General features: G+C 42.8%; 10 protein-coding genes. 3 read left to right on the plus strand and 7 right to left on the minus strand.

The genetic code is table 11. The features are described from left to right. Positions 1-21: 21 nt before the first annotated feature. The 6 genes from slyA to R7P64_RS08265 form a co-directional block, all read right to left on the minus strand. Complete coding sequence (slyA, locus tag R7P64_RS08240; RefSeq protein WP_017635177.1) at positions 22-477, minus strand: transcriptional regulator SlyA; 456 nt, start codon at positions 475-477, stop codon at positions 22-24. A 295-nt stretch (positions 478-772) separates the two neighbouring features. Continuing rightward, the gene (gene luxQ, locus R7P64_RS08245; RefSeq protein WP_005385636.1) at positions 773-3,349 is read right to left on the minus strand and encodes a quorum-sensing autoinducer 2 sensor kinase/phosphatase LuxQ; all 2,577 of its coding nucleotides are present in this window, start codon (positions 3,347-3,349) and stop codon (positions 773-775) included. Beyond that, positions 3,349-4,446 carry an autoinducer 2-binding periplasmic protein LuxP gene (locus R7P64_RS08250; RefSeq protein ID WP_005385634.1) on the minus strand — a complete coding sequence of 366 codons (1,098 nt, stop codon included), beginning with the start codon at positions 4,444-4,446 and terminating at the stop codon, positions 3,349-3,351. The genes luxQ and R7P64_RS08250 overlap by 1 nt, the downstream gene beginning before the upstream one ends. 330 nt (positions 4,447-4,776) lie before the next feature. Further along, positions 4,777-5,094, minus strand: coding sequence for a GIY-YIG nuclease family protein (locus tag R7P64_RS08255; protein WP_053304534.1), 318 nt, complete (start codon positions 5,092-5,094; stop codon positions 4,777-4,779). Beyond that, on the minus strand, positions 5,091-5,741 hold the full coding sequence (locus R7P64_RS08260; RefSeq protein WP_005373594.1) for a YceH family protein: 651 nt from the start codon (positions 5,739-5,741) through the stop codon (positions 5,091-5,093). Before R7P64_RS08260 ends, R7P64_RS08255 begins: the two co-directional genes overlap by 4 nt. Positions 5,742-5,906: 165 nt before the next feature. Next, positions 5,907-6,131, minus strand: coding sequence for a hypothetical protein (locus tag R7P64_RS08265; RefSeq protein ID WP_005385630.1), 225 nt, complete (start codon positions 6,129-6,131; stop codon positions 5,907-5,909). Between the two features lie 220 nt (positions 6,132-6,351). Between R7P64_RS08265 and R7P64_RS08270 the strand changes: the two genes are divergently transcribed. Both R7P64_RS08270 and R7P64_RS08275 read left to right on the plus strand, forming a co-directional pair. Then, positions 6,352-6,666, plus strand: a complete 315-nt coding sequence (locus R7P64_RS08270) for a DUF496 family protein (protein ID WP_005373603.1) — start codon at positions 6,352-6,354, stop codon at positions 6,664-6,666. A 121-nt stretch (positions 6,667-6,787) separates the two neighbouring features. Then, positions 6,788-8,131 (plus strand): MATE family efflux transporter, encoded by a 1,344-nt coding sequence (locus tag R7P64_RS08275; protein ID WP_017635172.1) that lies wholly within the window; start codon positions 6,788-6,790, stop codon positions 8,129-8,131. Between the two features lie 68 nt (positions 8,132-8,199). On the opposite strand, the gene R7P64_RS08280 is transcribed toward R7P64_RS08275, so the two are convergent. Beyond that, positions 8,200-10,836, minus strand: a complete 2,637-nt coding sequence (locus tag R7P64_RS08280; RefSeq protein WP_167416150.1) for an ATP-binding protein — start codon at positions 10,834-10,836, stop codon at positions 8,200-8,202. Positions 10,837-11,451: 615 nt separating this feature from the next. Between R7P64_RS08280 and R7P64_RS08285 the strand changes: the two genes are divergently transcribed. Beyond that, complete coding sequence (locus R7P64_RS08285) at positions 11,452-12,885, plus strand: glyceraldehyde-3-phosphate dehydrogenase (protein ID WP_025767937.1); 1,434 nt, start codon at positions 11,452-11,454, stop codon at positions 12,883-12,885. Positions 12,886-12,910: the final 25 nt, after the last annotated feature.

Below are 12,910 nucleotides of genomic sequence, written 5' to 3' on the forward strand. Positions count from 1 at the left end.
CTTTTTATTCGGTTTTCTGACTTATTCGCTAAGTGAATCAAGCGCATTGTGAGCAATCTGATCAAGAATCAATGAAAGCTGCTGAAGTTCCTGGTCGTTGATGTCCGTTAGGAGCTTGCTTCGAACTTGAAGAATTCGAGCCTCCATTTGCTTTAGTAGGGTTTTCCCCTCTTCTGTGAGGCTAACAATACGTGCTCGCTTATCGTGTTCACAGCAATGGCGAACGATCAGAGATTGCTCTTCTAATAATTTTAATGTTCGCATCAACGACGCTAACTCGATCTCAAGCGCTTCAGCCAAATGCTTCTGACTGATGTTGTCACCCATTCGATAAAGCTTCCATAACGCAGTCCAACGCGGATACGTTAGGTTTAAAGGCTCTAACTCGCGATCTGCAACCATTTTCCACAAACGAGCAACACGAGATAATTTTTCAGCCAGAGAAAGGTCTCGCAAACTGTTGATGTCTTGAATCATAAGATCTACTCAATTACTTAGCGTGCTAAGTAATATAAAATAGTTAGCACGCTAAGTAAATATCTTTTTGTGATTGAAATCACGTTGGGTGTGTCAGTGAAGGAGCAGAAATCTAAGTAACACAACACTATGTTTGAACTTGAAATGCAGCGATGTACACAACAAACGTCGAGACCAATAAAGTCTGATTTGTATAAGAGTAAAAGGGTCAGATACAAAAAAGCACAACCCACAGTCATGGTGTTGTGCTTTCCAGATAATAAATAATTGGGTTATTTCGTAGTGAGCCAATTATTCATGTTCGCTCGACTAAGAACCGCTGTTTAAAATCCACAAATGCTTCATGGAGCGCATTTTCTTTAATCGGCTTGAGAAGCACGTAATTTGCACCCGATTCCATAAAGGCGTCACTGGTTTCTTTCGCGGTGTCAGCAGTACACGCATAAATTGGCGTGCCTAGTTTCAGCTTTTGTCGGATCTCTTTGGTCGTTTCAATTCCACCAAGATGCGGAAGTTGGTTGTCCATCAGTATCAAATCGTAAGTATGATCTTTTAAGAATTCCATTGCTTCTAACCCATCTTTCGCCCAATCAACCTGCATTTTGTACTTGTTACAAAACGCTTTTAGAATGAATGCGTTAGTATGGTTATCCTCTACCAACAACACTTTGAGACTCTCTGTAAATAGTTCACCTGGCTTAACTCGCAAACTCGAATCAAGAGGGGTGAGTACTCGCTCACGATCTTTCACTGGCATTGTAATGACAAAAGTCGTTCCTAAGCCTTTCTGACTGCGGACTTGAACATCACCTTCCAGCATGTCGACAAGGCTCTTCACAATGGTCAGCCCTAAGCCACTGCCACCGTATTCTCGAGTCGTTGTTGCTTCTTCTTGAACAAAAGGTTCGAACATTTGGTCGAGTTTGTCAGACTCGATGCCGATACCTGTATCCGTAATTTCCACGACCAGCACGCTATTGTCAGCGCCATAGAACTGCTCAAGTTCAGCATGCAAGCGCACGCTACCCGAGGGCGTAAACTTTACTGAGTTACTGACTAGGTTGAATAAAATTTGGTTCAGACGAACTTGGTCAGTAAAGATTTCAACATTGGGATCTATTTTGTTTTCAATGACAAGGTTGACGCCTTTACTTTCACAAATAGGACGATAAATGTTTTCTAACGTTCGAATTGTATCAGTGAAAGAAAACGGGTGCTTTTGGATATTAAACTTACCCTGCTCAATCTTCGAAAAGTCCAAAATATCATTCAAAACAGCAAGTAAGTGCTCACCACTATGTCGAAGTACGTCAATTTGGTTATTCTGCTCTTCTGTTTCCACAGAGTCTTTTAGCAATTGAGCAACCCCTAAAATTCCATTGATTGGCGTTCGGATCTCATGGCTCATTTTAGCCAGAAAGTCGGCACGGGCTTGAGCAGATTTTTCTGCTTCTTTGCGCGCCAAGTTACTCTGTTTTTCCGCCTCAATAAGCGTGGTTATATCCTGACCTTGAACAATAATACCGCTAATATCTCCATCAACTCGAATCGGCGATAAGTTCCAGCGATATACTTTGTCTCCAATTGGCACATTAACGCCTGTCAACGTAGCTCCCTGAGCCGCCATGCGAAGGTGTGGCATCAACTTTTCTTTGAAACCTTTGAACACTGGGTGCATGGTTTCAACATCGTTTTCCATGACTAACTCTTTGCGTGCTGCCGGATTGATTTGGACAAGTACACCCGATTCAGACCACACCATAATAGGTGATAACGCAAAGTTAAACAGGTCGCGGAAAGACCGCTTTTGTGCTTCAAGCTCTTCAAAAGTGTTTTCTAGTGTCGAACCAATATGATCGAATTCCTCAATATCTGACCCCTCAAAACGCTCAAATCCTTTTTCTTCACGAGCCGATCGGGTATATGCCATCAGGGATCCTAACTCTTCAACTACTCGATTCTCGATCCATTCTTTAGTCATTAGCGCAATCATGACCATACCGATAACTGAGGCTAGCATTGCTAGCAGGTGTTGGATTTGCAATGTCACCACGCTCTGATTGTCTTGCACAGTAAGCAAGCACAAGTCAGTCTCGGCGGCATTTACCTCAATAGGGGTTTTGATGATCAATAATTGGTCAAGCTTGTGCTGGGACTCTCGTCGTTTGAGTACGTCAAATATTTGATAAGCCTCATCTCCTACTAATGAGCTTGCCAATGGTGTGTTGTTAGCGACCAACACAACATTGTCGACGTTGCCTTCATTTTTTAACCTTTCCATCAACCCAAAGTTATTATCTAAAACAACAACATTGTAAGAGTACCCCATCACTTCACCGGTTTTAGGTTGTAAAACGGGTACACGACGAAGTAAAAGATGGCGAGTTCCCATCGGGGTCTGTGAGGGTAGATAATACCAGTTGTTGCTAAAGGTCACTTGACTGGCAAGTCGGCTAAGTATCAGGTTGTTGATGCCATAGAAATGCGCGTTGCCATCGTCCCAAATAATACCTTGATGATCGGTTAGGAAACGAAACTCTGGTGTATGGGAAGGATCACTCTGGTCAATACTCATGAAAAAGTAATTGAGTGCCTCTTCATCACGTTCTGTATAAAAATCCAATACAACATCACTTTTCGAATTGCTGTTGTGATGAATCTGAATCGCTGCAAAATGGCTATCAAAAATGTTCAGGATCAGGGCAGAGGTCTGCTGCTTGGTTCGGTCGACTTCCTGCCAAATAATCTGCTTCGAGAAGTAATAACTCTGAACAAAGATGCCTAGAATGATCGGAGCAAGTACGAGAATAATTATTTTGGTAATAAGCGTCGACAGTGAGCGACGCTTTCTTGTTTTTGATGTAGTTGTCATCAATTATCTGAGTATCTAAATGCACGTTTTCTTAATGCTTCAATTCTTTCTGGAGAGTCCGATTTGGTAACGACTTCAAAATCACCAGAGTAAACGGTGGGAACTGGCTTTCCTTCTAAATCCCACTTAATGGCCTCAGCCATTGCAATACCTGTATCATCGTTCATACGCATAACGGTAACGTCTAACTCCCCTTTAGAAAGCGCCTCTAACTCTGCTGAACCGCCGCCCCAACCATTGATCATGACATCATCACGACCTAACTCTTTAAGAGCGTCAACAGCACCTAATGCTACATCGGTAGAACACGCGTAAATGAAGTCAACGTCCGGATACTTCTCCAAACTGGCTTTTGCAGCTTCATACCCAGATTGCTTTGTTGCTTTGGTGTAGTAAGCAGATTGTAGTTCAAATTGATTATCGCGGTTCACTTGGTTGATAAAAGTGTTGCCTCTGATGTCACTAATGTAGCCCTCTGAGAAGTAGAGAACACTATAGTGGCTATGTTTAGGGAAACGCTTGCCAAACTCAACGGCCAATTCACGACTTCCTTCTGCGTGGTCGAAACCAACATAAAGAAACGGCTGATGATGTTCCCAATCCCTAACAGGTGTGGTGATATTTTGTAAAATTAACTTGGTTTTCTTTGAATCTAAGACATGCTCAACAAACTTACGATGTCTTGTGGTATCTAGAGTAAAGATCAAGTAATCGGAGTTGCTTTTCAGCGCCTCCATTAAAGACAAACTTTGCTGCTTTATATCTGCATTAGGACGAGTAAACACTTGATTTAGTTGATAGTCGATATCAAGCTTATCTAGGCGTTTTTCAAACGCATCGATGTTTCGAATCCAATAATCAGAGATCTGCTGCCCTGGATAAACAACAGAAATTTTCAGTGGACGCTTTTTGTCTTTTGCTACGGGTACAGGGGTTTCTCTTACCACTTCAGCCAACGCACTAGTTAACTGCTTCTGTTGTGGAAACTGGTCTAAAAACTCTTGATATGCCCAATACCCATTAAGAACTTGGGTGGCCTGCACATTCGGCGCAAAAGCGGCCATTGAAATCAGGGAGAATACTAACGCTTTTTTCATCTACTGCTCTTTTAGCTTTTTTATGAGCCTAATTCAGCTCTATTCATTACCTAGCCGAGTCATCCTATACTCTTGTAATCTACCTTCCTCTTAGTGCCTGTTTCAATAGTAAATTGGTTCTTGGTCTGAGTGGATGCAAATAAAGTACATTGAGTCGCTTCCTTTGTCTCGATAACGTAGAGACATTTCGCGCTTTTCATATTCAGGCCCTTTAAACAGAACACCAGCCCATTATGCGTCAGTTTATTCCTACATGGTACTCCAAAAACAAAAAGAAACCGCCAATGTGACATAGGCGGTTTCCGTGTATCTTTGCGTAGCAAGGGCTTATCAGAGTGCCACTATCTCTAACATCATTTGTTGATGTTCGTCGACGACAATATTTGCTTTTGACATAACGAGCAGCTCTTTTTTCGCTTTAGTTAGTTGCTTAATATAGTACTCTGCTCGCATGGCAAGCGTCTTTGACTCAAAATCCGATGACCATTCCAATACCAAAGGGCCTTTTCCCTTCAAAGCTTTCGCTCCTTTTCCGGTTTGGTGCTGATTGAATCTTCGTTCAACATCATTGGTAACACCACAATACAACGCGTTGCGGTTATTTCGTATCAGGTAGACACTCCAACGCTGCGTTGTATTTTCCATCATGAAAGCAGTGACTCAACCTTAGCTTTTAATTCATCCAGCTCTTCTTTCAGCTGAGCGACTTCGAGCTCTAGCTGACTTACTCGATCGGAGCTCGAGCTTGCAGCAGACACAGGCGCTGCAAGTTCGGACGCATCAACATCACCACAGAACAAATGCATATAACGCGACTCCCGCTTACCAGCCTCACGTGGTAATTTGACCACTAATGGTCCTTTCTCTTCGCTTGCTAAATGCTCAAGGACCGTTTCCACTTCTTTTACATCATGAAATGTCGCGAGACGATTAGTACGAGTACGAATTTCCCCAGGTGTTTGAGCACCGCGCAAAAGCATACAGCATACAATGCCCTTCTCCTGCTCTGTCAGCTTTAAATCACCAAATTCCGTATTACAGAAACGGTGTTGATACTTGCTGACGCGGCTGTTGAACGCACTTTCGTCACTGACGAGCCTGCGCTCAATAAGAGCATCAACGGCATCGAGAACGTCTGACTCAGAGAGTGACATCACGGGATCACGGTTGCTTTTTTGATTACACGCGTTGGTTAATGCGTTTAGGCTGAGGGGGTAAAGATCTGGGGTAGTGACTTCTTTTTCGATCAAGCAACCAATAACTCGTGCTTCAATTGCCGTTAGCTCAACTTTCATAATGCATTTCCTTATTATTTTTGCATTTGACTTTGTACCTAAATCGCTTCGAAATCATACTCCATAAATTCACACAGCAGTGCAAGAAGCGTTAGCGGTTCAGGTGTTGGTGTCAGGCTAAAGCATAGCGTAAGACCTGACACCCCTTACGAATAGGGTCAGGTATCAATGCTCCGAGAGAATCGGCACTCTCGTCAAATTGCCATCTTGGTCGACCATCATTATTTTTGAACGATTAAGCTCAACTTCGATGATTTCGAGTTGCTCACGGGCGTTGATATACGCCGTTTTTAACTTTTCAGCCACAGAGCGAGTGACTTGCTCATTATCTTGACTATTTACTTGCTCCGCAGTGTTACCAGAGTCCATATCAAGTTCATCATTTTGCATTCAATGGTGTTGATAATATAGTGAAGGCCACGTTATGACAATTAATCGATGGATTCTACGATGTTGGCCAAAACTCGAAGAAAGCAGCACGATTATATGGACACAGCGCAATTGGTTGAGAAATGTTCAACTCTGCATTGCTATTGATCTAAAGACTGTTATGCCACTGGATGTTGTGCTTTAATCGAGGAAGATATTCATAAAATTAGGAAAGAGAACTATGAGTAGCGTATTTGAAATCGTTAACCAAGCTCGTCGTAAAAACAAACTAAAACGTGAGCTTCTTGATAACGAGAAGAAAGTTCGTGATAACCGTAAACGTGTTGATCTTCTAGAAAACCTTCTAGACTACATCAAACCAGAAATGACTCACGATGAAATCGTCGCAATCATCAAAAATATGAAAGCAGACTATGAAGATCGTGTTGATGACCACATCATTAAAAGCGCTGAGATCTCTAAAGCACGTCGTGACATCAGCCGTCGCATTCGTGAGCTGACTGAAGAAGACAAGCAAACTAGCGGCAAAAAATAAACGCGTGAGCTAGATTTTCGAACCCCGAGCAAGAATATCTTCCTCGGGGTTTATTTTTGTCTCTAAACTAACCGCCGTGTACAATCAATCTAACTCTTATTCCTAACGCATTCAGCTTTCTATGTCTTCAACTACGACAAGTACACAACCAACGCTTGCAAAACAATTATTTACGATGACCTGGCCAATGCTTTTTGGCGTTCTGTCTTTAATGAGCTTTCAGCTTGTGGATAGCGCGTTTATCGGTCAGCTCGGCGTTTTACCGTTAGCCGCTCAAGGTTTCACTCTGCCTTTGCAAATGGTCATTATCGGCATTCAAGTCGGTCTAGGGATCGCAACGACAGCGGTCATTTCTAAAGCTCTTGGGGCGAATGAAAGCCAGTATGCCAAACAACTTGGCGGATTAGTATTGATGATCGGCTCAATTGGTGTCGCTATTTTTGGCGGGCTAATTTGGCTTTTGCGCTACCCCATTTTAGCTCTATTAAGCGCTCCAGAATCTGTTATGCCGATAATCGACAGTTACTGGCCTTGGTGGTTATTAAGCTCATGGACTGGTGCGGTTTTGTATTTTTATTACAGTATCTGCCGAGCTAATGGCAATACAATGTTACCTGGCACAATGATGATGATAACCAGCGGCGTGAACCTTGTACTCGATCCGCTATTTATTTTCACGTTTGACTTGGGTATTAACGGAGCGGCAATAGCAACCATCGTCGCTTTTGGGTTTGGTATTTTAGTCGTCGCTCCTCGCGTGAAGAAGAACCACTGGGCAACGACACAATGGCAAGATCTTAACGTAGCCAAAAGTGTTGCATCTATCGGTAACATTATGGGCCCCGCGATGATTAGCCAACTGCTGCCACCGTTGTCTTCCATGCTAGCAACAAAATTATTGGCGAGCTTTGGAACCGCAGCAGTCGCCGCTTGGGCGCTTGGTTCACGCTATGAGTTCTTTGCTATCGTTTCGGTCTTGGCGCTGACAATGTCTATGCCTCCAATGGTTGGACGCTTACTTGGAGCAAAGAACTATGAAGATATCCAAAGGCTCGTCAGTATTGCCGTAAAATTCATTCTAGGTTTCCAACTTTTGATTGCTGCCATTACATTTGCCGTCGCAAACCCACTCGCATTATTGATGACAAGTGATGTGCAAGTGGAGCAAGTCTTGGAAATGCATTTACTGATAGTGCCGATCAGTTTGGGTTCATTAGGGGTTTGTATGCTAATGGTTTCTCTTTGTAATGCATTAGGCAAATCTTACACCGCGCTCACTATTTCAGCGCTGCGCTTGTTTGTCTTTTTCCTACCGTGCTTGTGGGTTGGCGCTCAAATGGATGGAATCCGAGGTTTACTCTTAGGCGCTTGTATCGGCAACCTGTTAGCTGGTGTTTCCGCATACCTAACCTATCGCCAAACCATACGCAAACTCGCAGGCGCTCAAGCCAACGCACAACAATGAATAATCAGAACTAAGCCCCTGAAGTGGGGCTTTATCGTTTTGACGCCTTGTCTAAGTTGAAATGTTAGCTAGGCGAGTTTTAATTCACTAAAGAGCTCAAATAACTGGTTCGATTTATACGGCTTAGGTAAATAAGCATCCATGCCTGCCGCAAAACAGTTGTGGATGTCTTCTTCCAAAACACTCGCAGTGAGTGCGATAATCATCGTTTTTTCACGTCCTGCTTTCTTTTCCCAACGACGAATTTCTTTCGTCGCGGTCAGTCCATCCATCACGGGCATCATGCAGTCCATTAAAATTGCATCGAATTCTTCTCCCTTTGTGATGGCTTCTAACGCTTCTTGGCCGTTGCTTGTTATCAAATAGTCATAACCTGCTTTATCCAGAAAAAAACTCGCTATTTTCTGGTTCATCAAATTATCCTCCGCAATTAAGATCCTCCGATGAGAGCGCGACGCTCGATATTCAGAGCTGACAACATTATTGGTGACATTGTCACTTGATATAGTCTTTTCAACCTTAGCTAAATCATCAATGACATGCTTAAATCGATTGCCAAGGAAAGGTAATGTGAGTACGGCATGTACTTTTTCTGCATTTTCGTAGGGAGTGGATAAATGATGCTGGCAAATAATCACACGGCGAAGATCGTAATTAAATGATAGATTATCCAAGACTTCATCGGTATTAGCGTCGTTACTGTGGCACAGAAATATGACATCAAAGTCATCATTTATCGCTTGCACTTCATTCACATTATTAACGCCAAAGAGATTGATTTTCGCTAAGCGACACTCTTTTAATATTTGGTCGGCGTAGTCGTAATTTGAGCAGATCAAAAGCCCTTTATTAATCACCTCCGAACGCCAGCCAAACACCGGAATTGCTTCAACCTCAATCGAGAATTCAAAGCATGTGCCCACTCCTTTTGTAGATGTTGCTACGAGCTTGCCCCCCATCATCGACACAAGCTGACAACAAATTGCCAAACCCAACCCTGTACCGCCAAATTGCCTCGACACTCCTTCATCTTCCTGAGTAAAGGGTTCAAAAATCGTGGTTAACTTATCTTGATCAATGCCTATTCCGGTATCTTCTACTTTAAACGTCAGCACTCCACGTTCTTTCTCAAGTAACTCTTCATAACTAACATCAACGCATACATGCCCACTTTCGGTAAACTTAACCGCATTCGATACCAGATTCGTAACTACCTGTTTGACACGATGATCATCGACCATCACGCGAATGGGGATATTTTCAGCTAAATTAATACCTAACTTTAGCTGTTTAGATGTTGCTTTGGATTGGAATAAAATCATCGACTGATACACGACTTCTCGGATATCCGCTTCTATTAGTGACAGCTCCAATCGTCCAGACTCGATTTTAGAGAGATCCAATATATCGTTAAGTAAAGTAAGCAGTGTTTGAGATGAGGAGTCAATGTCATCAACAACTTCTTGTTGATGCGAAGACAACTCACTTTGAGAGAGTATTTCTGTCATGCCCATGATCCCGTTAAGGGGCGTGCGTATTTCATGTGACATGTTGGCAAGAAACACAGATTTTGCACGATTAGCCGATACTGCTGACTCTTTTGCATGCAGTATTTCTTCAGTTTGTCTCTGCATTTCTTCAACCACTCGATTCACTTGCTGAGCAAAAATGGTCAGTTCATCACTTCCATCAACTTTGACTTTTGTTTGCTTCTCTTCGGAGTTGATCAACGCGTTTAAAGTATGAATGATCGCATCGAGTTTGCTGTTAACTCGGAACCAAGTACTAAATCCGAGCCAACAAAGCAGGATAACCACTAAGGCGACGCCAAAACTGATCATCGCTATATTGGCCTTTTGTTCATGAACCTGCGTGAGAAGCGACTGCTCAGTTTGTTTGGTGAACCCATCAATGAGCACTTGTAAGCGCTGCACACGAAAATCGAGTTCTTTTAAATACGCGGCGTAGTCACTTTGTGACATGTCTCCTGACATTAATTGTCCGCGAGACGCCAAGTTTCTCTGATATCTCGGCGAAGTAAACAAGCCAAGCAATTTATCCACTTGCTCGTATGACCCACCTAAGTTTAAAAACGCATCCAAATTTTGCTGCTGTCTGTCAATCGCCTGATAAAACATACTTTGACTTAGCCGACTCTTAGGGTCTTGGACTAAACGGTTCGTCAGCCAAGCTTCTTTCTGTGTCCAAAAAGAGAGCTGAGCAAGGTAGGCAATAAAATTTTGCATGCGAATGCCATCGTCACTGCCATACCATTGATGATTTTGCAACAAAGAGCGCGACATATTTTGGAGCTGTTGAAATGCCCAATCACCCAGGTCGTCCATCTCACTCAATCTACCTGACAATACCCCCAGCATGGCTTCTTTCAGTTCATCAGCATACTCAGCAGTATTAGGGTTACTCACAAACTTTTGATGCAAAGAAGAAATAACTTCACCTTGTTCTTCAATATTAATGGCTGCAGAGACTTGAAGATCAGGCTGTCGGCGTACTTTCTCTATGGAGTAAATAAAGTGGGAGGCCTTGGATATCAATTGGAAACCTTGAATATTGCTAACCGTTTGATTGAGACGGCTCACGCGCAACGCATTATCAGAAAACTGCTGAACTGCAAACACCACTATTACCACAGCGGGTAATAGTGCGAGGAGTGCTAAGCGTGTTTTTATTGATAATCTCAACATCCATCAGCCTAATGGTTGATTTCATCCGTTTATTTAATATTAGACTAGTTTCTTGCATTGAAAGGCATATACGACATTGTTACTTTCAAACAACATTCACCTACCTAGATTATGGTTATTGTGAGTGTTTTATCATCGGCTAATGAAGTGGCAATTGTGATTCAAGTCATATTTTTTGATCTTAAAGTTGGATGCAAACAATAAAGTTTCACTCACAACTAAGAGTCGCATCACTTTTCAGGAAATCATCTATTGTATGTTTACCTATTGAGTTGCCTTATCGAGTTAAATCACACAAAAATGCAAAATATCAATTTTTGTCAACAAAAATAATTTGAAAGCAAACGTTATCATCGCAAAAAAAGTAAGTTACTTTCTAAATGTCAATACGTGAAAACCACTGCTTTAGTCACATTAATCCACCACTAACGTCCCCTTAAGTAGTGTTTTACACTGGATTTAATTTTCCTAGCAGAATAAGGACTCCGACCTTAGAATCCGCACACATAACTATTACAACCCGATTACATAACCCACCACACTCTTGCACGCTGCCGAAGAGGCAACAGCAGAGAGTATGGTTAGCCCCCAAAACGTGAAAGGTCTAATACAACAATGAGTCCAGAGAAATATCTCCAAGACTGGCAAACTAGCCAAACGATTGCTGAATCTATTTCCCCTCTAATTGGTAAGCTATATCGTCAAAAAGGAATCGAAGTGGTTCTGTTTGGTAAAACGCTTATTAATGCTACTACTATAGACATTCTCAAAACTCATCGCGTTGCAAGACGTTATACCGGTAACCCACTTTCGCTTGAGCACACGATGCCTATTATTCAAGCGCTTTGTGAAATGAGCATTTCTTCATGCCGTGTCGATGTTGGCCAATTGGCAACTATGTACTGGAATGAACATGACGATACAAGCTCTCTAAACGATTTCCTTATCACTGCACTTGATGGCGCTCGCGACGCAGATTCTTCATTGAAAGCGCGTGATGTGGTTCTTTACGGGTTCGGTCGCATTGGTCGACTACTTACTCGCCTTCTCATTGAGAAAAGTGGTCCAGGTTACCCACTAAGACTACGTGCGATTGTGGTTCGTGGCGGTAAAAAAGGCGATTTGGAGAAGCGTGCTAGCTTGTTGCGTCGTGACTCAGTTCACGGTCAGTTCAACGGTAGCATTGTTATCGATGAAGAGCGTAAAGCACTGATCGTTAACGGCAACTACATCCAAATCATCTACGCAAATAACCCAAGCGAAGTGGATTACTCAGCTTTCGGTATCAATAACGCGCTAGTTGTTGATAACACAGGTGTTTGGCGTGATTCTGAAGGCCTGAGCCAACACTTAGCGTGTAAAGGCGCAGAGAAAGTACTGCTAACAGCACCAGGTAAAGGTGACATCAAAAACGTTGTATTCGGTGTAAATGAGTCGGTAATTAAAGAAGATGACACCATCATCTCTGCGGCAAGCTGTACAACAAATGCAATCACGCCAGTCCTTAAGGCTCTGAACGATAAATATGGTGTTCTTTCTGGCCATATTGAAACCGTGCACTCATACACAAACGACCAAAATTTGATCGACAACTTCCACTCTGGTGACCGTCGCGGACGTAGTGCTTCACTAAACATGGTTCTGACTTCAACAGGTGCGGCAAAAGCAGTTGCTAAAGCATTGCCAGAGCTTGCAGGCAAGCTAACAGGCAACGCGATTCGCGTACCGACACCAAACGTATCTATGGCAGTCGCTAATCTAAACTTAGGTGAAGACGTAGACCGTGATTCACTGAACGATTACTTGCGTGAAATGGCGTTGAACTCTGAGCTTTCGGCACAGATTGACTACACCGATTCAACAGAAATTGTATCAACTGACTTAGTTGGTTCTCGTCATGCAGGCGTCGTAGATGGTCAAGCGACTATCGCACAAGACAAGCGTTGTGTACTTTACATCTGGTACGACAACGAATTCGGTTACAGCTGCCAAGTTGTGCACTGTATGGAACAAATGATGGGTGTTCGTTACCAAACATTCCCTCGATAGGTGAACTTTGCTCCACAACGTTAAC

The organism is Vibrio sp. 2304 (assembly GCF_033339475.1).
Classification (GTDB): Bacteria; Pseudomonadota; Gammaproteobacteria; order Enterobacterales; family Vibrionaceae; genus Vibrio; species Vibrio alginolyticus.